The 24,725-nt window shown below is 71.0% G+C and carries 20 protein-coding genes and 1 tRNA gene; 5 read left to right on the forward strand and 16 right to left on the reverse strand.

The features are described from left to right. Positions 1 to 20: 20 nt before the first annotated feature. The 9 genes from secD to C7456_RS05355 form a co-directional block, all read right to left on the reverse strand. On the reverse strand, positions 21 to 1,904 hold the full coding sequence (gene secD / locus C7456_RS05315; protein ID WP_109722715.1) for a protein translocase subunit SecD: 1,884 nt from the start codon (positions 1,902 to 1,904) through the stop codon (positions 21 to 23). Between the two features lie 150 nt (positions 1,905 to 2,054). Continuing rightward, positions 2,055 to 2,393, reverse strand: coding sequence for a preprotein translocase subunit YajC (gene yajC / locus C7456_RS05320; RefSeq protein WP_109722716.1), 339 nt, complete (start codon positions 2,391 to 2,393; stop codon positions 2,055 to 2,057). Between the two features lie 313 nt (positions 2,394 to 2,706). Further along, a complete protein-coding gene (tgt, locus tag C7456_RS05325; RefSeq protein ID WP_109722717.1) occupies positions 2,707 to 3,831 on the reverse strand; it encodes a tRNA guanosine(34) transglycosylase Tgt in 1,125 nt (374 codons plus the stop codon). Between the two features lie 50 nt (positions 3,832 to 3,881). Next, the gene (gene queA / locus C7456_RS05330; protein ID WP_109722718.1) at positions 3,882 to 4,913 is read right to left on the reverse strand and encodes a tRNA preQ1(34) S-adenosylmethionine ribosyltransferase-isomerase QueA; all 1,032 of its coding nucleotides are present in this window, start codon (positions 4,911 to 4,913) and stop codon (positions 3,882 to 3,884) included. A gap of 64 nt (positions 4,914 to 4,977) precedes the next feature. Then, positions 4,978 to 5,580, reverse strand: a complete 603-nt coding sequence (locus C7456_RS05335; protein ID WP_109722719.1) for a response regulator transcription factor — start codon at positions 5,578 to 5,580, stop codon at positions 4,978 to 4,980. Further along, entirely contained in the window at positions 5,577 to 6,743 is a 1,167-nt protein-coding gene (locus C7456_RS05340) for a sensor histidine kinase (protein WP_109722720.1), read from the reverse strand. The genes C7456_RS05335 and C7456_RS05340 overlap by 4 nt, the downstream gene beginning before the upstream one ends. Continuing rightward, the gene (locus C7456_RS05345; RefSeq protein WP_109722721.1) at positions 6,740 to 7,960 is read right to left on the reverse strand and encodes a sensor histidine kinase; all 1,221 of its coding nucleotides are present in this window, start codon (positions 7,958 to 7,960) and stop codon (positions 6,740 to 6,742) included. Before C7456_RS05345 ends, C7456_RS05340 begins: the two co-directional genes overlap by 4 nt. A gap of 15 nt (positions 7,961 to 7,975) precedes the next feature. After that, a complete protein-coding gene (locus C7456_RS05350; protein WP_211306254.1) occupies positions 7,976 to 8,770 on the reverse strand; it encodes an ABC transporter permease in 795 nt (264 codons plus the stop codon). Continuing rightward, complete coding sequence (locus C7456_RS05355; RefSeq protein ID WP_109722722.1) at positions 8,770 to 9,681, reverse strand: ABC transporter ATP-binding protein; 912 nt, start codon at positions 9,679 to 9,681, stop codon at positions 8,770 to 8,772. Before C7456_RS05355 ends, C7456_RS05350 begins: the two co-directional genes overlap by 1 nt. A 279-nt stretch (positions 9,682 to 9,960) precedes the next feature. Here C7456_RS05355 and C7456_RS05360 point away from each other — a divergent pair, with 279 nt between their 5' ends. The 4 genes from C7456_RS05360 (at position 9,961) to C7456_RS05375 (ending at position 15,896) form a co-directional block, all read left to right on the forward strand. Beyond that, a complete protein-coding gene (locus C7456_RS05360) occupies positions 9,961 to 11,457 on the forward strand; it encodes an aminotransferase class III-fold pyridoxal phosphate-dependent enzyme (RefSeq protein ID WP_109722723.1) in 1,497 nt (498 codons plus the stop codon). Positions 11,458 to 11,883: 426 nt separating this feature from the next. Continuing rightward, the gene (locus C7456_RS05365; RefSeq protein WP_109722724.1) at positions 11,884 to 12,228 is read left to right on the forward strand and encodes a PsiF family protein; all 345 of its coding nucleotides are present in this window, start codon (positions 11,884 to 11,886) and stop codon (positions 12,226 to 12,228) included. 137 nt (positions 12,229 to 12,365) lie between these two features. Further along, entirely contained in the window at positions 12,366 to 13,007 is a 642-nt protein-coding gene (gene upp / locus C7456_RS05370; RefSeq protein ID WP_109722725.1) for a uracil phosphoribosyltransferase, read from the forward strand. Between the two features lie 141 nt (positions 13,008 to 13,148). Next, positions 13,149 to 15,896 (forward strand): lamin tail domain-containing protein, encoded by a 2,748-nt coding sequence (locus tag C7456_RS05375; protein WP_109722726.1) that lies wholly within the window; start codon positions 13,149 to 13,151, stop codon positions 15,894 to 15,896. 138 nt (positions 15,897 to 16,034) lie between these two features. On the opposite strand, the gene pip is transcribed toward C7456_RS05375, so the two are convergent. The 3 genes from pip to C7456_RS05390 all read right to left on the reverse strand — a co-directional run bounded on the left by pip (position 16,035) and on the right by C7456_RS05390 (position 18,957). Continuing rightward, a complete protein-coding gene (pip, locus tag C7456_RS05380; RefSeq protein ID WP_109722727.1) occupies positions 16,035 to 16,991 on the reverse strand; it encodes a prolyl aminopeptidase in 957 nt (318 codons plus the stop codon). Between the two features lie 372 nt (positions 16,992 to 17,363). Beyond that, a complete protein-coding gene (locus tag C7456_RS05385; protein ID WP_109722728.1) occupies positions 17,364 to 17,546 on the reverse strand; it encodes a hypothetical protein in 183 nt (60 codons plus the stop codon). Between the two features lie 28 nt (positions 17,547 to 17,574). Beyond that, positions 17,575 to 18,957, reverse strand: a complete 1,383-nt coding sequence (locus C7456_RS05390; protein WP_109722729.1) for an FAD-binding oxidoreductase — start codon at positions 18,955 to 18,957, stop codon at positions 17,575 to 17,577. Positions 18,958 to 19,073: 116 nt separating this feature from the next. Between C7456_RS05390 and serA the strand changes: the two genes are divergently transcribed. Beyond that, positions 19,074 to 20,306 carry a phosphoglycerate dehydrogenase gene (serA, locus tag C7456_RS05395; RefSeq protein WP_109722730.1) on the forward strand — a complete coding sequence of 411 codons (1,233 nt, stop codon included), beginning with the start codon at positions 19,074 to 19,076 and terminating at the stop codon, positions 20,304 to 20,306. Between the two features lie 235 nt (positions 20,307 to 20,541). On the opposite strand, the gene C7456_RS05400 is transcribed toward serA, so the two are convergent. The 4 genes from C7456_RS05400 to ihfA all read right to left on the reverse strand — a co-directional run bounded on the left by C7456_RS05400 (position 20,542) and on the right by ihfA (position 24,725). Next, positions 20,542 to 23,565: a TonB-dependent receptor gene (locus C7456_RS05400; protein ID WP_109722731.1), complete on the reverse strand. Its 3,024-nt coding sequence runs from the start codon at positions 23,563 to 23,565 to the stop codon at positions 20,542 to 20,544. A 397-nt stretch (positions 23,566 to 23,962) separates the two neighbouring features. Continuing rightward, positions 23,963 to 24,039, reverse strand: a tRNA-Pro gene (locus C7456_RS05405). A gap of 49 nt (positions 24,040 to 24,088) precedes the next feature. Continuing rightward, a complete protein-coding gene (locus tag C7456_RS05410) occupies positions 24,089 to 24,445 on the reverse strand; it encodes a MerR family transcriptional regulator (RefSeq protein WP_109722732.1) in 357 nt (118 codons plus the stop codon). Continuing rightward, complete coding sequence (gene ihfA / locus C7456_RS05415; RefSeq protein ID WP_109722733.1) at positions 24,426 to 24,725, reverse strand: integration host factor subunit alpha; 300 nt, start codon at positions 24,723 to 24,725, stop codon at positions 24,426 to 24,428. Before ihfA ends, C7456_RS05410 begins: the two co-directional genes overlap by 20 nt.

The raw sequence follows: 24,725 nt of genomic DNA on the forward strand, positions 1-24,725 counted from the left end.
GAAGTGTCCCGTGCCCGCCGTTACACCGACAGCGTCTTGAGCTTGCGGTTGCCGTGGATCAGCGCGGTGATCGCGTGGGTCACGGTGACCGAGGTGAACATCGAGGTGAGGATGCCGATCAGCAGCGTCACGCCGAAGCCCTTGATCGGGCCCGAGCCCATCGTGGTCAGCGCCAGCGCGGCGATCAGGTGGGTGACGTTGGCGTCCAGGATGGTGGCCCAGGCCTTGTCGTAGCCGGCGCGGATCGCCGCGTGCGGCGTCGAGCCGTTGCGCAGCTCCTCGCGCACGCGCTCGCAGATCAGCACGTTGGCGTCGATCGCCATGCCCAGCGTCAGCACGATGCCGGCGATGCCCGGCATGGTCAGCGTCACGCCGATCATCGACATCACGGCGAGCAGCAGCACCAGGTTGAAGAACAGCGCGATGTCCGCCACCAGGCCGAACAGCTTGTAGTAGACCGCCGCCGCCAGCAGCACCACGCCCAGGCCGATCAGCACCGCGCGGAAGCCCTTCTGGATGTTGTCCTGGCCCAGGCTCGGGCCGATCACCTGCTCGGAGACGATGTCCATCGGCGCGGCCAGCGAGCCGCTCTTGAGCAGCAGCGCCAGCTCGGAGGCCTCCTTCGGGCTGCCCAGGCCGGTGGTCTGGAACTGCTTGCCGAACACGCCCTGCACGGTGGCGTTGCTGATCACCTCCTCGGTGACCTTGGGCGTGCGCACTTCCTTGCCGTCCACCATCTGGGTGTCGACCACGCGCTCGACGTAGACCACCGCCATCGGCTTGCCGACGTTGGCGCTGGTGTAGTCGAGCATCTTCTTGGCGCCGCTGGCGTTGAGCGTGACGTCCACCTTGGGCGTGCCGGTGGTCTGGTCCACGCCGGAGGCGGCGTCGGCCAGCTCGTCGCCGGTGACGATCACGCGCTTGCCCACCAGCACCGGGCGGCCGCTGCCGCGCATGTGGTACAGGCGCTGGTCGGGCGGCACGATGCCGGTGCGCTGCGCCTCCATCGCCAGCGCGCCGGTCGGGTCCATCACGCCGGGGTGGTATTCCAGCGTGGCCTGCGCGCCGATGGTCTTCTTCGCCTCGGCCGGGTTCTGCACGCCGGCCAGCTGCACCACGATCTGGCTGTCGCCCTGCTTCTGGATGATCGGTTCGGACACGCCCAGCGCGTTGATGCGGTTGCGCAGGGTGGAGAGGTTCTGGGTGATCGCGTCCTGCGCCAGCGTGCGCAGCTTGTCCGGCCTCGCCTGCACGTTGAGCACGTAGCGGTCGCCGGTGCTGGGGCCGTCGCTGACCAGCAGGTCGGCGTACTCGCTGGCGATGGCGTCGCTGGCCGCGCTGCGGTCGGCCGCCGAGCGCAGCACCACGCCGATGGTCGCCTGCGACGGGTCGCCGGTGGGCGCCACCGAGTCGTAGCGGATGTTCTTCTGGCGCAGCAGGTCGCGGATGTTGTCCGCGTAGCCGTCGCGGCGCTTCTGGATCACCGCGTTCTGGTCCACCGCCATCAGGAAGTTGACGCCGCCCTGCAGGTCCAGGCCCAGCGGCATGGCGCGGGCGCCGATCGCGCCGAGCCAGCGCGGCGCGGTGGAGGTGAGGTTGAGCGCCACGGTGTAGCCGTCGCCCAGCGCCACGCGGACCACGTCGGACGCCCTGGCCTGCACGTCGGCGTTGGCGAAGGAGGCCACCAGGTGATCGCCGTCGATCGCCAGGTTGCGGTAGGCGATGTTCTGCTTGCGCAGCGCGTCGGCCACCTTCTGCTGCAGCGCGGCGTCCACCGGGGCGCCGTGCACCGCCGCCACCTGCACCGACGGCACCGGCGGGAACGCATTCGGCAGCGCGTAGACGATGCCGAGCAGCAGCACGACCGCGACCAGCGCGTACTTCCAGCGTGGAAAATCACTCATGGCTCAGTAGTCCTTTGCGATCGTCCCTGTCGCAAGCTTCAGGAAGCGGCCGCCCTGGCCGCCTTTCCGGTCATCACCCGCGGTCGTCCCTGGCCGCCGACATCATGAAGCGGCCGTCCGTGGCCGCCCTCCCCGTCAGAGCCCGCCTTCTCAGGCGGACTTCAGCGTGCCCTTGGGCAGCACCTGCGACACCGCGCCCTTCTGCACCTTGACCTTCACGTTCGGCGCGATCTCCACCGTGATGAAGCTCTCGCCCACCTCGTCCACGCGGCCGGCGAGGCCGCCGTTGGTGACCACCTCGTCGCCCTTGGACAGCGCCGCCACCATCGCGCGCAGTTCCTTCTGCCGCTTCATCTGCGGGCGGATCATCATGAAATACATCAGGCCGAACAGCACGATCAGCGGCAGGAAGGTCACCAGCGGGTTGCCGGGCGCGCCCGCGGCCGGCGCGGCCTGGGCGATCGTGAGGAAGGACGTCGGAAGACTCATCGTTTGTCTCGCAAGTTGCGGCGCCGGCTGGGGTTTCCGCCGGTCGACCGGTCAAAAGACCTTGGATTATGCCATGCGCCCCCCGGCCATGCACGGCGCGCGGCCGCGGAGGTCGGGCGGCGCCGCGCGCGCTTTGCGGGCGCGACGGAGCGTGGGAATGCGGATCGGATCGAAAGTTCCGGCGTGGCCCGGGCCTGCGTCGCGGTCGTCGCGGCCGGAGACCGCTCCCACAGGCTTGCCGCGACCTTGTGGGAGTGACCTCCGGGGGAGCGGCCTCCGGCCGCGAAAACCGCTCCGGCACGAAACGAAACGGCTACCCGGCAGCCCCCTGCCGCCGCGCATAGAACGCCGCGACGAAATCCTCCAGCCGCCCGGCGGCGATCGCCTCGCGCAGGCCGGCCATCAGCCGCTGGTAGTGCCGCAGGTTGTGCATGGTGGCGAGCTGGCTGGCGAGGATCTCGTTGCAGCGGTCCAGGTGCCGCAGGTAGGCGCGGCTGAAGCCGTGGGCGCAGGCGTAGCAGTCGCAGCCCTCCTCGATCACCCGCGTGTCGTCGGCGTACCTGGCGTTGCGGATGCGCAGCGTGCCCTCCGGCACGAACAGGAAGCCGTTGCGCGCGTTGCGGGTGGGCATCACGCAGTCGAACATGTCGATGCCGCGGCGCACCGCCTCCACGATGTCCTCCGGCCGGCCCACGCCCATCAGGTAGCGCGGCCTGTCCTTCGGCAGCAGCGCCACGGTGAAGTCCAGCGTGCGGTTGCGTTCGGCCTCCGGCTCGCCCACCGCCAGGCCGCCCACCGCGTAGCCGTCGAAGCCGATCCCGACCAGCCCCTCGGCCGAGCGCCGGCGCAGCGGCTCGTACACGCTGCCCTGCACGATGCCGAACAGGCTGTTGGGGTTCCCGAGATCGTCGAAGGCGCGGCGCGAGCGCCCGGCCCAGCGCAGGCTGAGCTCCATCGAGTCGGACGCCTGCCGCTCCGTGGCCGGATAGGGCGTGCACTCGTCGAAGATCATCGCGATGTCCGAGTCCAGCACCGTCTGGATCTTCATCGACACTTCCGGCGACAGGAACACCTTGGAGCCGTCCACCGGCGAGGCGAAGGTCACGCCCTCCTCGGTGAGCTTGCGCCGGTGCGCCAGCGAGAACACCTGGAAGCCGCCGGAGTCGGTGAGGACGGGCTTCTCCCAGCCGATGAAGCGGTGCAGCCCGCCGAACTTCTCCACGATCTCCAGCCCCGGCCGCAGGAACAGGTGGAAGGTGTTGCCGAGGATGACCTCGGCGCCGACCTCGACGAGGTCGCGCGGCGTCATCGCCTTCACCGAGCCGTAGGTGCCCACCGGCATGAACGCCGGCGTCTCCACCGTGCCGCGGTCGAACGAGAGACGCCCGCGGCGGGCCGCGCCGTCGGTGGCCAGGAGGTCGAAGGTCAGGGAAGTCATCAGTGAATTATCGCATGCCCTGCTCCCTCTCCCCTCCGGGGAGAGGGGAATCAGGCGCCGCGCGGCAGGACCAGCATCGCGTCGCCGTAGGAGAAGAAGCGGTAGCGCCGCTCCACCGCGTGCCGGTACGCCTCCAGCACGAACTCGCGCCCGGCCAGCGCGGACACCAGCATCAGCAGCGTCGACTGCGGCAGGTGGAAGTTGGTGACCAGGCCGTCGATGCTGGTGATGCGGTAGCCGGGGAAGATGAAGATCTGCGTCTCGCCGGCGAACGGGCGCAGCTCGCCGTCCACCGTGGCGCTCTCCAGCGCGCGCACCACCGTGGTGCCCACCGCGATCACCCGCCCGCCCGCCGCGCGCGTGCGGCGGATCTTCTCCACCAGGCTGGCGCCCACGTTGAGCCATTCGCGGTGCATGCGGTGCTCGTGGATGTTCTCCGTGCGCACCGGCTGGAAGGTGCCGGCGCCCACGTGCAGGGTCACGTAGCCGAACTCCACGCCCATGTCGCGCAAGCTGCCGAGCAGCGCCTCGTCGAAGTGCAGGCCCGCGGTGGGCGCGGCCACCGCGCCGGGCTCGCGCGCGTACACCGTCTGGTAGCGCTCCAGGTCGCTGGCGTCCGCGTGGCGCGCGATGTACGGCGGCAGCGGCATCTCGCCGAGCTTCGCCAGCAGCCGCTCCAGCGGCTCGGGCGACTCGAAGCGCAGCCGGAAGAACGCATCCTCGCGCCCCAGCACCGTGGCGAGGCTGCCGTCGCCCAGCGCGATCCGCCCGCCCTCCTTCGGCTTCTTGCTCACGCCCAGCTGCACGATCGCCTCGTGCGCGCCGGTGACGCGCTCGATCAGGATCTCCACCGCGCCGCCGCTCTCCTTGCGCCCGTGCAGCCGCGCCGGCAGCACGCGGGTGTCGTTGAACACCAGCAGGTCGCCCTTGCGCAGCAGCGCGGGCAGCTCGCGGAACATGCGGTCGGCCAGCGACCGCGCCGGCACGTCCAGCACCAGCAGCCGGCTGGCCGAACGCTCCGGCAACGGCGCCTGCGCGATCAGCTCGGGCGGCAGGTGGAAATCGAAGTCGGACTTCTTCAAGGGACGGCTGTCGGCAGGGGAACCGCGCGATTATCGCCGATCCGCCGCGCCGCCGCCCCGCCTGCTACAGCCAGCCCTTCTGCCGCGCCAGCCGGAACGCCTCGATGCGGTTGGCCACGCCGAGCTTGCCGATCGCCTCGGAGAGGTAGTTGCGCACGGTGCCGTGCGAGAGGTTGAGCCGGGTGGCGATGTCGCCGGCGGACAGGCCCTCGCCGGCCAGGCGCAGCACCTGGCGCTCGCGGTCGTTGAGCGGATCGGCCTCGGACCACGCCTCCAGCGCCAGCTGCGGGTCGATCGCGCGGCCGCCGCGGTGGACCATGCGCAACGCCTCGGCGAGGTTCTCCGCCGGCGCGTCCTTCAGCAGGTAGCCGGACACGCCGGCGTCCAGCGCGCGGCGCAGGAAGCCCGGACGCGCGAAGGTGGTGACGATGATGACCTTCACCGGCAGCTCGTGGCGCTGGATGCGCTGCGCCAGCTCCAGCCCGGTGAGGCCGGGCATCTCGATGTCGGTGACCAGCACGTCGGGCCGGAGCCGCTGCAGCTCGCGCCAGGCCGCCTCGCCGTCGGGCGCGGAGCCCAGCACCTCGATGTCCGATTCCAGGTTGAGCAGCGCCGACAGCGCGCCGCGCACCATCGCCTGGTCCTCGGCCAGCAGCACGCGGATCATGCGGCGCTCCCGGCGACGGTCGGCGCCGCCGCCACGGCGGAAGCCGGCGCGCCGCGCCGCGGCACCTCGACCGCGATCGTGGTGCCGCGCCGCGGCGGCGAGTCGATGCGCAGCTCGCCGCCCAGCGCGCGCACCCGCTCGCGCATGCCGCTGACGCCGTTGCCGTGCGCGGCCAGCCCGCCGCGCCCGTTGTCGCTGACCGTCATCCGGAAGCTCTCCTCGTCGATCTCGAAACGCACGCGCGCGGCGCTCGCCTTCGCGTGCCGGTGGATGTTGGTGACCGCCTCGCGCAGCACCAGCGCCAGCGTCGCCTCGACGGCCTCGGGCACTTCAACGTCCGCGGGCAGCGCGCCGTCGAAATCCACGCCGGAGGCCTCCAGCATCAGCCGCGCGGACGCCAGCTCGGCGGTGAGATCGCTGCGGCGCAGGCCGGTGACGGCGGCGCGCACCTCGGCCAGCGCGTGGCGCGCCACCCGCTCGACCTCCTCCATCTCGCGCTGCGCGCGCGGCGGGTCGGCCAGCGCCAGCCGCCGCGCCAGCTCGGACTTCAGCGTCACCAGCGACAGCGTGTGGCCGAGCAGGTCGTGCAGGTCGCGGCCGATGCGCTCGCGCTCGGCCAGCACCGCCAGCCGCCGCAGCTCGTCGCGCGACAGGCGCAGCTCGGCGTCCTTGTAGAGGTTGCGCACGTAGAGGAAGTTGCTCGACCCGCCGAGCACGCCCGCCACCAGCACCACCAGCATCACCCACAGCGGCGCGTGCAGCCACAGCGCGACGGGCAGCGCGGCCGCCGCGATCACGGCCATCCCGGCCAGCCACACGCGGTACGAGGGCGACAGCGAAAGCGCGATGCCGGCGCAGACCAGGTAGCCGAAGGCCACGCTGTTGAGCGGCCACAGCGCGAGGCCGAGCAGGGCCATGCCGCCGGCGTACCAGGCCAGCCGGCGCATCGGCCCGGCGTACACCTGCACGTGCAGGTACAGATAGACCAGCGCGCTCAGCGCCGTCGGCAGCAGCCACGACCAGGCGAAGCCGCGCGCCTGCAGCGGCACCACGAACAGCATGGCCAGCCACAGGGCCTGGCCGATGCCCATGCGCAGCAGGTAGGAGCGCGCGTGGAAGCGCCCCAGCAGCGAATCGGGCGCGGGCCTGAAGCGCCACCTCATGCGGCGTGCTCCCGCGCCAGCGGCGCCGGCGCCTCGTCCGGCAGCGGCGCCGGCCCGTCCGCCCGCGCCGCGGGGCAAGGCACGCGGACCAGCAGCCGGGTGCCGCGACCGCGCGGCGAGTCGATCTGCAGCGTGCCGCCCAGCGCGCGCACGCGCTCGCGCATGCCGGCCAGGCCGTTGCCCTCGGCGGCGACGCCGCCGCGGCCGTCGTCCGCCACGCACAGGCACAGCGCGCCGTCGCCGTGCGTCCACTCGATCCGCGCGCGGCTGGCCTGCGCGTGCCGCGCGATGTTGGTGGCCGCCTCGCGCAGCACCAGCGCCAGGCTGCGCTCCACCTCCACCGGCAGGCCGGCGGGCGGGTGCCCGTAGTCCAGGTGCACCGACGAGGAGCCGAGCAGCAGCCGCGCCGAGGCCAGCTCCGCGGCGAGGTCGGTGGCGCGGATGCCGGTGACCGCCGAGCGGACCTCGGCCAGCGCATGCCGGGCCACCTTCTCCGCCTCGGCCACCTCGCGCCGCGCCGCCTCCGGGTCGCGGTCGAACAGCTTGCGCGACAGCTCCAGCTTCAGGGTGATCAGCGACAGCGTGTGGCCGAGCAGGTCGTGCAGGTCGCGGCCGATGCGCTCGCGCTCGGCGGTGGCGGCGAGCCGGCGCACCTCCTCGTGCGAGAGCCGCAGCTCGGCGTCCCTTTCGTCGTTCATGCGCTCGGCGTTGATGATCAGCCCGATGATCAGGGTCATCACCGCCATCGTCACCGAGACCTGCCACGGGTAGTGCAGCAGGCGCGCCTCCAGCAGCAGCACGAGGTTGAGGCCGACCAGCATCGCCATGTAGCGGCGGAACGGCATGCTGCACACGCGCAGCATCACGCAGCCGAACACGAAGTAGGTCAGTCCGCTGGGATACCACGGCATCAGCACCAGGCAGAGCGCCACCATGCCGACCGCCCAGGCGCGCGACGCGCGGCGCGCGGCCACCACGCTCTTGGCGTACAGCAGCACGAAGACCGGGTAGGACAGCGCGGTGAGGACGAGCCAGCGCAGGTTCCAGGCATTGCGGTCGAACACCGGCGTGATGAAGATCCACGCCGTCCACAGCAGGTGCACCGCGTCCACCCATGCCGACTTGCCGCGGCGCACGCTCTGCGCCGCCAGCGAGTCCGGCGCCGGCTGGAACCAGCGGCCGAGCAGGCGGCGCAACGCGGACGGGGCGGCGGACATGGCCGGCATCCTACTTCAACCGTGCCGGCGCAGGCGCCGCGCGGCCAGCAGCAGGAACGCCGCGGCGAACCCGGCCAGCGCCAGCGCGTGCGGCCACCACGCGCCCTGCCCCAGCCCGACCGCGGCCAGCGCGATCCGGTCCAGGTGGTAGCTCGGCCACACCGGCGCGATCTGCTGCAGCACCTTCGGCAACATCGGCAGCGGGAACCACAGGCCGGAGAGGAACGACATCGGCAGGTACACCAGGTTGAGCATGCCGGGCGCGCCCTGCCCCTTGATCAGCGTGCCGACGAACATGCCCAGCGCGCAGAACGGCAGCACGCCGAGCGTGCCGGTCAGCAGCAGCGCACCGGCCTGCGCCGCCGTCAGCGGCAAATGCGCCAGGCCCAGCGCCATCGCCAGCAGCAGCAGCACCACCATCGCGGCGGCGGCCATCGCCATCAGCATCTTGCCCAGCAGGTAGGCGCCCGGCGGCATCGGCAGCGCGCGCTTGAGGGTGAGCAGCCCGCCGTCGCGCTCGATCGCCAGCGACACGCCGAAGCCGAACAGGCCCGGGCTCATCACGCCGAACACGCCGTAGCTGGCCAGCAGGTAGCGCGTCGCGTCGGTGCCTTCGGACTTCGCCATCACGATGCCGAACAGCAGGTAGAACATGGTGGGGAACAGCACGATCGGCAGCATGAAGCCCGGCGCGCGCAGGTAGCGCAGGCATTCGCTGCGCGCCTCGGCGAGATAGGCGCCGAGCACGCGGCGCGGCGGCATGCCGGCCGCGGCGGCCGGCGCGGGTGCGGGAACGGTCACGGCGTCCATCAGGCGGCCTCCTGCTCGGCGGTTTCGCGGGTGAGTTCGGTGAACGCCTCGGCCAGGCCGGCGCGCTGCACCTCCAGCTCGCGCAGCTCCGGGTCGGCGTCGAGCAGGCGGCGCACCACGCGCTCCGCCGCCGAGGTGGCGATCTGCAGCCGGCCGCCGGCGCGGGAGGCCGAGGCCACCTGCGGCCAGCGCGCCACCGCCTCCGCGTCGAGGTCGCTGAGGCAGCGGATGCGCGACAGCGCCACCTTCGCGCGCAGCTCGTCCACGCTGCCCTCGCTGAGCACGCGGCCCTTGTCCAGCACCGCCACGCGCTGCGCCAGCGCCTCGGCCTCTTCCAGGTAGTGCGTGGTGAGCACCACCGAGCAGCCCTCGTCGACCAGCGCGCGCATCGCCGCCCACAGCCGGCGGCGCGCGTCGATGTCCATGCCCACGGTGGGCTCGTCCAGGAACAGCAGCTCGGGCCGCCCGCACAGCGCCAGCGCGAACTGCACGCGCCGCTGCTGGCCGCCGGAGAGCCGGCCGTAGGGCCGCTTCAGCAGGTCGCCGATGCCGGCGAGCGCCGCGCTCTCGGCCAGCGGGCGCGGGTCCGGGTAGTAGCTGGCGGTGAGGCGCAGCAGCTCGCCCACGCGCAGGGTGGGCGGCAGCATCGCCGTCTGCAGCATCACGCCGATGCGCCGGCGCGCCTCGATCCGCTGCGGGTCCAGCCCGAACAGCTCGGCGCGGCCGGCGTCGGGCCGCAGCAGGCCGAGCAGCAGGCCGATGCTGGTGCTCTTGCCGGCGCCGTTGGGGCCCAGCAGCGCGAGCAGTTCGCCGCGGCGCAACACGAGATCGACGCCGTCCAGCGCGAGCTGCGCGCCGTAGCGCTTGACGGCGCCGGCAAGCCGGGCGACGGGCTGGAGCGGTTCGTTCATGGCGGCGTCCTCCTTGCACTGCAGCGTAGGCGGACGCGGCGCCGCGCCCCAGTCGCCGCCGTCAACCGTCGCGCGTGACAGGCGTCATGCGGGGGTACCGGCGCCCCGGCCGCCGCGTTATCCTCGCCGGATACCCGCGCGCGGCCCGCCGCGCGCCGAGGGATGCGACGGGCCGCCGACGCCCGCCGCGCGGACCTCTCCGCCGCGCATCCCGCCACCTTTGCCGGCCTGCTTTGCGCTGGGTGCGAGGCGCCGGCACATCCGCGAGGAGAAGTAGTCATGGGTGTGATCGACCAGCTGCGCGAACTGCGCGAATTCGGCGGCAAGCCGCGTACCGTGGGCCTCGACGACGCCACCGTCGAGCGCATGGCCGCGGCCGACCCCGCGCTCGGCCAGGCCGTCGCCGCCGCGGTGGCGCGCCACCGCGGGCTGCGCGCGGACCTGTCCGCGTTCCTCCGGCTCGACGAGGCCGAGCAGCTCGCGCAGGCGCAGGCCGGCTTCGTCAACTTCTACCCCGACGACGCGGTGAACCCCTACCTGCCCGCCGCCGCGCAGGGCCCGTGGATCGTCACGCTGAAGGGCGCGGTGCTGCACGACAACGGCGGCTACGGCATGCTCGGCTTCGGCCACAACGACCCGGCCATCCTCGCCGCGCTGGCGCGGCCGCAGGTGATGGCCAACGTGATGTCGCCCAGCGTGGCGCAGCTGCGCTTCACGCGGGCGATGGAGCAGGAGCTCGGCCGCACGCGCGGCGGCAGCCCGTACCGGCACTTCCTGTGCCTGAACTCCGGCTCCGAGTCGGTGACGCTGGCCGGCCGCATCGCCGACGTCAACGCCAAGCTGATGACCGACGCCGGCGGCCGCTACGCCGGGCGCACGATCAAGCGCGTGGCGGTGAAGGGCGCCTTCCACGGCCGCACCGAGCGGCCGGCGCTGTACTCCGACTCCAGCCGCAAGGTCTACCAGCAGCACCTGGCCAGCTACCGCCACGAGGACAGCCTGCTCACCGTGGCGCCCTACGACGTGGCGCAGCTGGAGGCGGCGTTCGCCGACGCCGACCGCCACGGCTGGTTCATCGAGGCGATGTTCCTGGAGCCGGTGATGGGCGAAGGCGACCCCGGCCGCGCGGTGACGCCGGAGTTCTACGCCGCCGCGCGCCGCCTCACCGAGTCGCACGGCACGCTGCTGCTGGTCGACTCGATCCAGGCCGGCCTGCGCGCGCACGGCGTGCTGTCGATCGTGGACTACCCCGGTTTCGAGAAGCTGCCGCCGCCGGACATGGAGACCTTCTCCAAGGCGCTCAACGCCGGCCAGTACCCGCTGTCGGTGCTGGCGGTGGGCGAACGCGCCGCCGGCCTCTACCGCAAGGGCATCTACGGCAACACCATGACCGCCAACCCGCGCGCGCTGGACGTGGCGCTGGCCACGCTGGGCGAGCTCACCGACGAGGTGCGCGCCAACATCCGCGCGCGCGGCGAGGAGTTCGTCGCCAAGCTCAACGCGCTGAAGGACGAGCTGGGCGGGCTGATCACCAGGGTGCAGGGCACCGGCCTGCTGTTCTCCTGCGAGCTGTCGCCGGAGTTCAAGTGCTACGGCGCCGGCTCCACCGAGGAGTACATGCGCGAGCACGGCGTGGGCGTGATCCACGGCGGCGCCAACTCGCTGCGCTTCACGCCGCACTTCCGCATCACCGGCGCGGAGGTGGACCTGGTGGTCGCGCACGTGCGCAAGGCGCTGCTGGAAGGCCCGCGCAAGCGCGCCGCCGAGGCGGCCTGAAAGCCCGTCCGAAATCCTCCGAGAGAGCGCCTGGAGGGCCGGATGGATGAACCGCGGGCGGGCGAGGCAGCGCTCGGCCGTCGGCGGTCCCGCGCCGGATCGATCGCGGCGATCGCGGCCGAGGCCGCTCCCACGAGGCTGGCGAGGCCCCTGTGGGAGCGGCCTGCGGCCGCGATGCCTGCCGCGCCGCCGTGGACCGACGTCCACTCCGAAGCCGTCGCCATCCATGCCCCTCCCCGCAGCCTGCGTTCTTCCTCGGGCCCGCGCGCGAATGGTTCCCGGTGCCTTGGGCGCGCCTTTCTCGCGCGCATGGCCGCCGAACTGAACGCCGCGCCGCCGCAAGATATTGCGTCGCGCGCAAGCCCGCGGCCAGGGCATAGACTGCGCCACGCCGGCAGCCGCCGGTCTCACTAGGGAGGGTTGTCCATGTCTCTTCGTCTCCGCCTGATCGTGGCCGGCGCCGCGCTGGCCATCGCATCCACCGGCGCCATGGCCGCCGCGCAGTCCCCGTCCGCCGGCAAGGCGCTGACGCCCCAGCAGCAGCGCATGGCCGACTGCAACAAGCAGGCGACCGGCAAGAAGGGCGACGAGCGCAAGGCCTTCATGAGCAGTTGCCTGAAGGGCCAGACCGCCGCCGCGCCGGCCAAGCAGACCCAGCAGGAAAAGATGAAAAGCTGCAACGCCGACGCCAGCGCCAAGTCGCTCAAGGGCGACGCGCGCAAGAGCTTCATGAGCACCTGCCTGAAGGGCGGCGCCGCGGCCTCGCCGTAAGCCGCTCCCCGCGCCCGGATGCCGCGCGGGCGGGCGGCATCCGGGCACCTCCGCGCCGCATAGGCAGCGCCGCGGCCTGCCGCTAAGCTTTGGGCTCCCGGCGACGCGCCCGCGTCGCGGCCACCGGCAGAGCGCGCATGAAGATCGTCGAAGTCCGCCATCCGCTGATCCGCCACAAGCTCGGGCTGATGCGCCGCGCCGGCATCAGCACCAAGGAATTCCGCGAACTGGCCTCCGAGATCGCCTCGCTGCTCACCTACGAGGCGACCAAGGACCTGGAGACCACCGAGGCGCTGATCGACGGCTGGGCCGGCCCGGTCGAGGTGCAGCGGATCAAGGGCAAGAAGATCACCATCGTGCCGATCCTGCGCGCCGGCCTGGGCATGCTGCCCGGCGTGCTGGACATGATCCCCGCCGCCAAGGTCAGCGTGGTCGGCCTGCAGCGCGACGAGGAGACGCTCAGGCCGATCGCCTACTACGAGAAGCTCACCGGCCGCATGGACGAGCGCATCGCGCTGATCGTCGACCCCATGCTGGCCACCGCCGGCACCCTGGTCGCCACCGTGGACATGCTCAAGGCCGCCGGCTGCCGGCGCATCAAGGGGCTGTTCCTGGTCGCCGCGCCGGAGGGCCTGGCGCACGTGGAGGCCACCCACCCCGACGTGGAGATCTACACCGCCTCGATCGACCAGGGCCTCAACCAGCAGGGCTACATCCTGCCCGGCCTGGGCGACGCCGGCGACAAGATCTTCGGCACCAAGCAGCTCGCCCCCGAGTAGGGGGACCGGACCGGCGTCACGTTTTCACGGAGAGGGCGGGCCGGCCGGGCGCCGGCGCGGAGCGGCTTCGCAAAACTGTCGTGAATCCCTGCTAGGTTCGGCCCGTTTCGGCTTCGAAACCATCCAACGGGGAAAACGCACATGCTCGGAAAGCTCACGCGGCGCGGCCTCTGGCTCGCGCTGGCCGGCGTCGCATCGACCTTCGCGGCACAGGCCACGGACCTCACCCTCAACCAGTTCCGCGTGCGCGGACCGGCCGGCGGCAACGACGAGTTCGTCGAGCTGTTCAACGCCGGCGCCGCGCCGCTGGACCTGTCCGGCTACAAGCTCAACGCCTCCAACGCCAGCGGCACCACCGGCACCCGGCTGACCTTCCCGGCCGGCACCACGATCCGGCCCGGCTGCTTCCTGCTGCTGACCAACAGCGCCAGCGGCGGCTACTCCGGCAGCGTGGCGGGCGACCTCAAGTACTCCACCGGCATCACCGACGACGGCGGCCTCGCCCTGCTCGACGCCGGCGGCGCCATCGTCGACCAGGTCGGCCTGAGCAGCGGCTCGGCCTACAAGGCCGGCACGCCGCTGGCCTCGCTGGGCAGCACCAAAGCCGACCAGGGCTACGCGCGCCGCCAGAGCGCCGCCGGCGTGCCGCAGGACACCGGCGACAACAGCGCCGACTTCGTCAAGGTCGCGCCCACCGCGCCGCACAACAGCGCCAGCGCCTGCGTGGCGCAGGCGGCCGCGCTGTCGATCGCCGACAGCAGCGCCACGGTGCACGGCGCCGGCGACGTCGCCATGCCCTTCACCGTCACGCTGAACCAGCCGGCGCCGGACGGCGGCGTCACCGTGCACGTGGCCACCCGGGACGACACCGCCAAGGCCGGCACCGACTACGAGGCGGTGGACACCACGCTGAGCATCCCCGCCGGACAGGCCCAGGCGCAGTTCGACGTCACCGTGCACGGCCGCAGCACGCCCAGCGACGACAAGGACTTCCTGGTCCAGCTCAGCGACCCCAGCGGCGGCGTGGCGCTGGGCGACGGCAGCGCGGTCGGCGCGATCCTGTACGACATCCCGGTCGCCGCCGAGATCTGGCAGATCACCGGCCACGACGCCGTCTCGCCGCTGCTCGGCAAGTCCGTGCTCACCCACGGCAACGTGGTCACCGCGGTGGGCCCGCAGGGCTTCACCATGCAGACGCCGGACGCGCGCGCCGACGCCGACCCGCTCACCTCCAACGGCATCTACGTCTACACCGGCGGCGCGCCCGCCGTGGGCGTGGGCGACGTGGTGGACGTGGCCGCCAAGGTGGACGACTACTACAACCTGGCCGAGCTCAAGAACCCGACCGTCACCGTGACCGCGCACGGCGCGCGGCTGCCGAAGGCGATCGTGTTCGACGAGCACACGCCCTCGCCCGACCCGGACCGCCTCTCCTGCGGCGCCACCAACTTCCAGTGCTTCATGAGCATGCGCGTGAAGATCGAGCGCGGCATGATCAACACCGGCAACAAGCGCTTCAGCGACGAGCCCTACGCCGAGGTCAGCATCACCGCCAACGGCAAGCGCTCGCTGCGCCTGCCGGGCGTGGAGTTCGGCGTGCCGGTGCCCGACGGCGTGAGCCTGCCCAACTGGAGCGGCAACCCCGAGGTGTTCAAGATGAACACCGCCGACTTCGGCGCGGTGCCGGCCAACACGCCGTTCAACGCCGGCACCACGTTCGGCGCGGAGGGCGTGATCTCCTACGACTTCGGCGCCTACACCTTCATCCCCACCTCGTTCAAGGTGAAGCAGGCCGCGTCGATCCCGCGCGCGGTCGCGCCGGTGCCGCCGCTGGCGCTGCGCATCGGCGCCTTCAACGTGGAGCGCTTCTGCGACAGCACCTTCGACACCACCTACACCTGCAGCGGCGACAGCAAGGAGCCCACGCCGGACCAGGTGGCGCTCAAGACCCGGCGCCTGTCCAGCTACATCGGCAGCGTGCTCGGGCTGCCCGACGTGGTCTCGCTGGAGGAGGTGGAGACGCTCGGACTGCTGCAGGGCCTGGCCAAGCAGCTCGGCGACGACTACCCGGTGAAGTACGACGCCTACCTGGTGCCCGGACACGACCCCAGCGGCATCAACGTGGGCTTCCTGGTGCGCCACGACCGCGTGCGCGTGCTCTCCGTGCAGCAGCTCGCCGCCGACGAGACCTGGGACGACGACGGCCAGACCGAGTACATCCACGACCATCCGCCGCTGCTGCTCACCGCGCAGGCCGGGCTGCTGCGCTTCCGGGTGATCGCGGTGCACGGCAAGGCGCGGCAGAACGTGGACGACGACACCGCCGCCGCGGTGCGCGACCGCCAGAAGCGCTTCCTGCAGGCCAAGTCGATCGCCACCCAGGTGCAGGCACTGCAGCGCGCCGAGCCGCTGACCCCGCTGCTGGTGGTGGGCGACTTCAACGCCTACCAGTTCAGCGACGGCTGGGCCGACGTGGTGGGCCTGATCTCCGGCCGCTACAGGGACAGCGAGAACCAGCTCAAGCTGGGCGGCCCCAACATCGTCCGGCCGGCGCTGTGGGACGCGGTGGAATCGGTGCCGGAGAACGACCGCTACTCGTACCTCTACACCGAGAACTTCGGCGAGATCCAGGGCTACACCAAGGCCGGCAGCGGCAACCCCGGCCGCACGGTGCCGACCGTGCAGGTGCTCGACCACGCGCTGCTCAACCTGCCCGCGCGGGCGCTGTTCCTGCGCATGCAGTACGGCCGCGCCGACCTCGACGCGCCGGTGCAGACCGAGGACGACGCGGCCAACGCGCCGGACTGGACCCGCGCGGTCGGCGTGTCCGACCACGACGGCTTCGTGGTGGACCTGGTCGATCCGCTGATCCCGCCGCTGCGGCGCTGAGCGGCGAGGCCGACCCTCCCGCCGCGAGGCGGGAGGGTTGTCGATGCCGGATCGCGGCCGGAGGCCGCTCCCACGGGGCTGCGGCGAGCCTGTGGGAGCGGCCTCCGGCCGCGATCAATCCGAAGGGGCCATCGGCCCTCAGCCGCGAAAGCGGTCCGTCGCCAGCACCAGCTCGTGCGTGATGCCCGGCTCGAACGCCGAATGCCCGGCATCCTGCACGATGCGCAGCTCGGCCTCCGGCCAGGCACGGTGCAGGTCCCATGCGCTGCGCAGCGGGCACACCACGTCGTAGCGGCCCTGCACGATCACCGCCGGGATGCGGCGGATGCGCTCCACGTTGCGCAGCAGCTGGTCGTCGTGCTCGAAGAAGCCGCCGTGCACGAAGTAGTGGCACTCGATGCGCGCGAAGGCCAGCGCGAACTCGTCCTCGCCGCTGCTGGCGATGTAGTTCGCGTCCTGCCACAGGTAGCTGGTGGCGCCCTCCCACACCGACCAGGCACGCGCGGCGGCCAGCCGCACCTGCGGGTCGGGGCTGGTCAGGCGGCGGTGGTAGGCGCTCATCAGGTCGCCGCGCTCGGCCTCCGGGATCGCCGCCAGGTAGGCCTCCCAGGCGTCCGGGTACAGCGCGTCGCAGCCCTTCTGGTAGAACCACTCCAGTTCCCAGCGGCGCAGCATGAAGATGCCGCGCAGCACCAGCTCGGTGACCTTGTCCGGGTGCGTCTGCGCATAGGCCAGCGCCAGCGTGGAGCCCCAGGAGCCGCCGAACACCTGCCAGCGCCCGATGCCCAGGTGCTCGCGCAGGCGCTCGATGTCGGCGACCAGGTGCCAGGTGGTGTTGTCCGTCAGCTCGGCGTGCGGCGTGGACCGGCCGCAACCGCGCTGGTCGAACAGCACGATGCGGTAGGCCGCCGGGTCGAAGAAGCGCCGGCACTTCGGGTTGGTGCCGCCGCCGGGCCCGCCGTGCAGGAACACCACCGGCTTGCCGTCGGGGTTGCCGCACTGCTCGTAGTACAGCGTGTGCAGCTCGGAGACCTTGAGGAAGCCGCTGTCGTACGGCTCGATCTCGGGATACAGCGTGCGGCGCTCCTGCGACATGGAAACCCTCTCGGTCAGCCGGTGAAGGCCGCCAAGGCTAGAGCTTTTTCGGCCCGGGCGCATGCCGGCCGGCATGCCGGCGGCGCGCGGCGCGCAGAACGTCCCGCCGGGCGGTCCCGCAGGGACGAACGCGGCGGGTCGTCCGCCGGGCGCTTCGTGCGAAGCGCGCGCTCTGCTTCGATCGCTGCGCACGGCCCATCCGCGCCGTCATTCCGGCATGGTGCCTGCCCCGGACCTGATCCGGGGCCGTAATCCAGTGGCCGCGAGGCTCGAACGGGCCGTGTCGCTACTGGCTCCCGGCCTGCGCCGGGATGACGGCGGGCCCCGCGGCGGAACGGCGAGCGGAGCCTGGCCCGCACCGGGAAGCGCCGCTCACTTCGGCGCGCGCAACGCCGAGCCGCGCAGGGCCGCCTCGTGCGAGTCCTCGTCGGACTCGGCCAGGCCCTCGCTTTCCAGCAGCCGCTGCGCCGGCGTGTGCCGCGCGCGCAGGTGCGGGTGCGCCGGGTCGGCGTCGTCGGAAATCTGGTTCGGGTCCGTCGCGTTCGTCGTGCTCATGCTTCCGTCCGTCGATGCGCGGCAAGCGCTAGAACAGCTTGCCCGGGTTGAGGATGCCGTTGGGGTCGAACACCTGGCGCACGCCGCGCATCAGCGCGATCTCCGCCGCGCTGCGCGTGCCCTCCAGGTAGGGCTTCTTGACCAGGCCGATGCCGTGCTCGGCCGAGATGCTGCCGCCGTGTTCCCTGAGCGTCGCCGCCAGCAGCCTGGTGACGTGCTCGCACTGCGCGATGAAGTCGGCGTCGGCCAGCGCCTCGGGCTTGAGCACGTTGATGTGCAGGTTGCCGTCGCCGATGTGCCCGAACCACACCACCTCGAACTGCGGGTACTCGCGCGCGAGCAGCGCCTGCATGGCGTGCAGGAACGCCGGCACCGCGCCGATGCGCACCGACACGTCGTTCTTGTAGGGCCGGTGCGGCGCCAGGCTCTCGGTGATGCCCTCGCGCAGCCGCCACAGCGCGGCGGCCTGCGCCTCGCTCTGCGCGATCGCGCCGTCGGCGATCCAGCCCCGGTTCACGCCCTCCTCGAAGGCCTCCAGCGCCGCCTGCTGCGCGGCCTCGCCGGCGGCGTCGAACTCGGCGACCACGTAGTAGGGATGCTCGCCCTCCAGCGCGCGCTGCGCGCCGTGCGCCAGCACGTGCCTGAGCGCCGCGTCGGTGAAGAACTCGAAGGCCTGCAGCGCCAGCCGCGCGCGGAACAGCGCGAACACGCGCATCAGCGCGTCCATGTCCGGCAGCGCCAGCAGCATCACCTGCGAGGGCGGCGGCGGCTCGGCGAGCTTCAGCAGCGCCTCCACCACCACGCCCAGCGTGCCCTCCGAGCCGATCATCAGCTGGCGCAGGTCGTAGCCGCTGGAGTTCTTCACCAGGCCGCGGTTGAGTTCCAGCACCTCGCCGTTGCCGGCCACCACGGTGAGTCCGGCGATCCACTCGCGGGTGTTGCCGTAGCGGATCACCCGGATGCCGCCGGCATTGGTGGCGATGTTGCCGCCGATCGAGCAGGAGCCGCGCGCGGCGAAGTCCACCGGGTAGACCAGCCCGTGCGCCCTCGCCGCCTCCTGCACCGCCTGCAGCGGCATGCCGGCCTGCACGCGCAGGGTGCGGTCCACCGGGTCGAAGCCGAGCGCGCGGTTCATCCGCTCCAGGCTCAGCACCAGCTCGCCGTGCGCCGCCACCGCGCCGCCGGACAGGCCGGTGCGGCCGCCGGAGGGCACCACGGCGACGCGATGCTCGTTCGCCCAGCGCACGATGCCCTGCACCTCGTCCAGGTTCCCCGGCAGCGCGACGGCCAGCGGCGCCGGCGGCCAGCGGCGGGTCCAGTCGCGGCCGTAGTGCTCCAGGTCGGCCGGGTCGGTGAGCAGGCGCAGGTCCGGCAGCCGGGCGGCGAGTGCGGCGAGGCGGGGATCGGTCATTCGGCGTCTCCAAGACGATCCGGCCAGACTGCCAGCCCGGCGCGCGCCGGTCCAGTGCTGCAGCGCCGCAAATCTGGCATAGTCGCCGGACCATCCACCGACCGATGCCATCGCCGATGAAGACCTCGTTCCCCCGCCAGGACATCCGCGTGCTGCTGCTGGAAGGCGTCAGCCGGAGCGCCGTGGAGACCTTCCAGCGCGCCGGCTACAGCCAGATCGAGTTGCACGCCAAGTCGCTGCCGGAGGACGAGCTGAAGGCGCGCATCGCCGAGGCGCACATCGTCGGCATCCGCTCGCGCAGCCACCTCACCGCCGAGGTGCTGGAGCACGCGCGGCGCCTGATCGCGGTGGGCTGCTTCTGCATCGGCACCAACCAGGTGGACCTGGAGGCCGCGCGCCGGCTCGGCGTGCCGGTGTTCAACGCGCCCTACTCCAACACGCGCAGCGTGGCCGAGCTGGTGATCGCCGAGGCGATCATGCTGCTGCGCGGCATCCCGCAGAAGAACGCGCTGTGCCACCGCGGCGGCTGGACCAAGTCGGCCGCCGGCAGCTACGAGGCGCGCGGCAAGACGCTGGGCGTGGTCGGCTACGGCCACATCGGCACCCAGGTCGGCGTGCTGGCCGAGAGCCTGGGCATGCACGTGATCTTCCACGACGTCGAGTCCAAGCTCGCGCTGGGCAACGCGCGCGCCGCGGCCAGCCTGCAGGACCTGCTCGAGCGCGCCGACGTGGTGACCCTGCACGTGCCCGAGACGCCGGCGACCAAGCTGATGATCGGCGCCGCCGAGCTGGCCGCGATGCGCCCGGGCGCGCTGCTGATCAATGCCTCGCGCGGCACCGTGGTGGACATCGGCGCGCTGGCCGACGCGCTGCGCCGCGGCCACCTCGCCGGCGCGGCGGTGGACGTGTTCCCGGTGGAGCCCAAGGGCAACGACGACCCGTTCGTCTCGCCGCTGGTCGGCATGGACAACGTGATCCTCACCCCGCACATCGGCGGCAGCACGCTGGAGGCGCAGGACAACATCGGCATCGAGGTGGCGAGCAAGCTGCTGCGCTACAGCGACAACGGCTCCACCCTGTCGGCGGTGAACTTCCCCGAGGTGTCGCTGCCCGAGCACCCGCGCAGCCGCCGCCTGCTGCACATCCACCGCAACGTGCCGGGCGTGCTCTCGCGCATCAACGAGCTGTTCTCCGCCGGCAACATCAACATCGACGCGCAGTTCCTGCAGACCGACACCGAGGTGGGCTACGTGGTGATCGACGTCGCCGCCGACGAGGCGCAGGCCGCCGCGCTGAAGGACAAGCTGGCCGCGATCCCGGGGACGCTGCGCACGCGCGTGCTGTATTGAGCGCGGCCGAGTTCCCCTTGCCGGGCAGGCCCTGTGGCCTGCCCGGCAGTAGTCCCCTCCTCCAGACGCGGACGAGCCATTCGCATGCCCGTTGAGCGTCGCCAGGCGCGACGAGCTGCCCATCCACGCCGATGGGGTAAAAAAACGGCCGCCATTCCGATGGCGGCCGAGCTACAGGGGAGATTCCGTGCGCGTCGCCGCCAGGAGCGGGCGGCGCGCTTGTTCTTGTTATCCCTCAGAGCGAGAGGTCGTAGCGCACGCCGAACTGCACGTAGCGCGGCCTCTGGAAGGCGATCGGGCGCTGGTAGTCCACGCTCTTGACCGGATGGCCGTCCGCGTCCACGGAGCCGGTCTCGCCCACCTCGATGATGCCGACCTCCTCCTGCTTGCCGATCACGTTGTAGACGTTCATGGTGAAGGCGAGCGGCTGCGAGGTGCCCGCCCAGAGCGGGCGGTACTCGGTATTGAGGTTGAGCTGGTAGGTCCACGGCAGGCGTCCCTTCGAGCCGCGCGGGCTGGGCTTGAAGTCGCACTCGAAGTACGACGCGCCGTACTGGATCGCATCCACCGGGTCCAGGCCGATGCAGTTCTTCGGCCGGCCGGAGGCCACCGACAGGTTGGCGCCGAACATCCACTCGGGCGTGGCCTGGAAGTAGCCGTAGGCCTTCAGCTGGTGCGTGCGGTCGTTGGGCAGCGGACCGTTGGCGAACTGCATGATCTCCGGCGCATCCCAGTCCTGGGTCACCGACGGGTCGAGCTGGCCGATGTCGGACTTCAGCTGGCCCTCCGAGTTGCCGTAGCTGCGCGAGAAGGTGTAGTCCACGCGGCCATACCACTTGTCGCTGAACTGGTGCTCCAGGTACAGGTCCAGCGCGTAGTACTTGCGCTTCAGGTCGGGGAAGCCGATCCCGGCCGGCGAGGTGAAGTCCTCCTTGGTCAGCTTGAACGGCACCAGATGGCCCTGGCCGTCGATGTCGACCATGAAGGTGTTGTTCTCGCCCGGGTTGAACAGGTAGCAGCCCGGAATGCTGGCGTTGCTGATGTCGATGCCGTTGCGCGCGGCGTACTTCTCGAACGGACGCGAGTCGCAGAAGTCGTCGATCGAGCTGAGCAGCTTGCGGTAGGTCAGCTTGGCGCCGAAGGTCCAGTCCGTGGAGAGCTGCTTGTCGAAGCCGAGGATGTACTCGTCCTGGTAGTAGGCCTTGAGGTTCTTGGCCGCCACGGTCTTGGGATCAGGCGTGGTGCCGTCCTCGCCGTTGAGGTAGATGCGGCTGCCCAGCGGCTGCAGGTTCATCGGCTCGCCGTTGGGGGCCACGCCGTCGTACAGGTAGTACTCGCTGTAGTAGGTGGAGGCCGAAGCACCGCGGATCGCCACGTTGGACGGGATCGCCAGATGGTAGCGGCCCGCGTTGGCGTAGATCTTGAACGAGGAGTCGCCGAACACGTCCCAGGTCAGGCCCAGGCGCGGGGCGAGCTGGTGGCGCTGCTTGACGTAGGTCTGGCCGTCGCCGTTCAAGTTCTTGAACTGCTCGTTGCGCAGGCCGAGGTAGGCCATCCAGCGGTCGGTGACCTGCCACTTGTCCTCGATGAACTGCGCCTCCTGCTCGGTCTTCACGTTGGCGCCGGTCTGGAACAGGCGCTTCTCCACGAAGTACTGCGTGCCGGGCGGCGGCTGGATGTCCGGCCGGCCGGGCACCGTACCCGCGTTGCGGTAGACCCAGCGGTAGCCGCCCTCGTACTGCTGGCCGCTGAAGGATTCCAGCGTCTGGTTGTCCACGCCGGCGCGCAGGTCGTGCGAGCCGATCTGGTATTCGACGTCGAAGCGCCAGCCATGGGTCTTGTCCTCGGCACCGGGGCCGAGCACGGTGCCGTTGACCAGTCCGCAGCCGACGATGGTGTTGGGCGCGTTCGAGCGGCTGTCGGTGATCCACGGGCAGTTGGGGGAGCCGGCATAGCCCAGGTCGCGCACGTGTTCGGTCTTGCTCTGGCCGTACAGCGCGTTGATGGTGAGCGAGTCGGTCAGATAGCCGGTGTACTTGCCGATGTAGACGTCACCACCGGGCGCGGAACCCGGACCGGCATCGAAGTTCTTCAGCTTGTCCGTGCCCAGGTACTGGGTGGCCTGCAGCGTCTGGTAGTCGTAGCCGTAGATGCTGCGCTCGGTATTGGTCTTGTCGGACAGGCCGGTGAACTCGAGGATGTTGTTGTCGGTGATGTTCCAGTCCACCTTGGCCAGCCATTTGGTGGCCTTGGACACCTGGCTGGCGTCCTGCGGTGCCTGGATCGTGCCGACGGTATGCCCGGTGGTCCGGGTGAAGTCGCCGGCGCCGTAGAAGAACAGCTTGTCCTTGATCAGCGGGCCGCTCACGTAGCCGGTGTACTGCATCGACGAGGTCTTGTTGTTGGCCCGGTACTGGTAGAGCTGGCCGTTCTTGCGGTAGATGCTGCGCGGCGAGTCGGCGAAGTATTGCGGCGTGATGTACATCCCCACCCCCGCCTTCCACTCGTTGCCGCCGCGCTTGGTGACGATGTTGATCACGCCGCCGGTGGAACGCCCGTACTCGGCGCCGTAGCCACCGAAGAAGATCTGCTGCTGGTCGATGGCGTCGAACGGCAGGCTGGTGAAGCCCAAGCCGGTCAGCGCGTTGGTGACCGCGTAGCCGTTGATGTAGTACTGGTTCTCCGAGGCCGAGGCGCCGCCGAAGGAGGCCACGTTGCCATAGCGGCTGTCGCCGGCGATCACGCCCGGCGCCAGCAGTGCGGCCGCCGTGACATCGCGGGCCACCGGCAGCTTCTGCAACTGTTCGGCGGTGAGCACCGTGCGCGAGTCCACCGACGAGACGTCGATGGCCGGCAGGGCGTTGCCGGTGACCGTGATGCCCTCCAGCGTCTTGGCGCCGGCGTTGGATGCCGCGCCTTCCTCGAAGGAGACGTCCACGCCGCTGCCCAGGGTGACCTGCACGTTGTCGCGGCTTTCCGCAACCTGCCCGTTGCGCTCCACGCTGACGCGATAGCGGCCTACCGGCAGCGAGGCCGCGCGGTAGCGTCCCTGGCTGTCGACGCCAAGGTCGCGCGTGAGGCCGGTATCGAGATTCTGGATGCGCACGGTGGCGCCTTCCGGATTCGCCAGGTGGCCGAAGATGACGCCGGAGGCATTGGACTGCGCCAAGGCGGCGCCAGCGGCGATGCTCAGCCCCAGTGCGACGGCAAGCCGGGAAAGCTCCGGCCAGCCCGAACGATGAAAAAGACGGTTGCGCATGGTTTCTCCCCGTGAAAAACAGCCATGGAAGCGGCAGCAAACGGCTGCCGCACACGCCAAGCTGCATCCCTCGAAGAGCGCACCTGAACCGGCCAGGCACCTTCCTGACGCCCCCCCCCGTAGCCTTTGCGCAAAGTCGTTCACGGAACGCGCTCTTCGCTTGGCCGGGCCGAAACTCCCACAGCGTGCAACTTCATGTCAACGATTTCTTTCGATTTGCGTAACACCAGATCCGCAATTTCTGATCGGTGTCGCACAAATCCACCCTCGCCCAGCCGCGGTCAGCCCGCGACTGGAACGTCTCGAAAGGTTCCGAGGGATGAGGAGCAAGAAAATGCCACCTGCGAAGACGCAGGAAGGCGGCCTCATGGCGAGGCCCGATCGAATATTCCGGAACTGGTCGGGGTGGCGGGATTCGAACCCACGACCCCCTGCCCCCCAGGCAGATGCGCTACCAGGCTGCGCTACACCCCGACGACCGGAATGGAAAAGTCTAGCAGCTTCGCGGCGGGCTGCGAAGCGGTCAGCGGCGCAGCAGGCTCAGCACTTCCTCCAGCTCCATGCGCACCTGGCGCACGATCTGGTGCGAAAGGCTCGATTCCATGCGCGCCTGCGGGCCTTCCAGCCGCGCGCGCGCGCCGGTGATGGTGAAACCCTCGTCGTACAGCAGGCCGCGGATCTGGCGGATCATCAGCACGTCGTGGCGCTGGTAGTAGCGGCGGTTGCCGCGCCGCTTCACCGGGTTGAGCGCCGGGAACTCCTGCTCCCAGTAGCGCAGCACGTGCGGCTTCACCCCGCACAGCTCGCTCACCTCGCCGATGGTGAAGTAGCGCTTGGCCGGGATGGGGGGCAGCTCGGTGTTATTCCCTTGGTCCAGCATAGCCCTCGACTCGCACCTTGAGTTTCTGTCCCGGCCGGAACGTCACCACCCGCCGCGCGGAGATCGGGATCTCCTCGCCGGTCTTGGGGTTGCGCCCGGGACGCTGGTTCTTCATGCGCAGGTCGAAGTTGCCGAAGCCGGACAGCTTCACCTGCTCGCCGCGCTCCAGCGCCTCGCGGACCACCTCGAAATAGGCGTCCACGAATTCCTTCGCCTCGCGCTTGTTGAGGCCCACTTCGAGGAAAAGGCGCTCGGCCATCTCCGCCTTGGTCAGCGCCAT

It is taken from the genome of Fulvimonas soli, assembly GCF_003148905.1.
In the GTDB taxonomy this organism is placed as follows: Bacteria; Pseudomonadota; Gammaproteobacteria; order Xanthomonadales; family Rhodanobacteraceae; genus Fulvimonas; species Fulvimonas soli.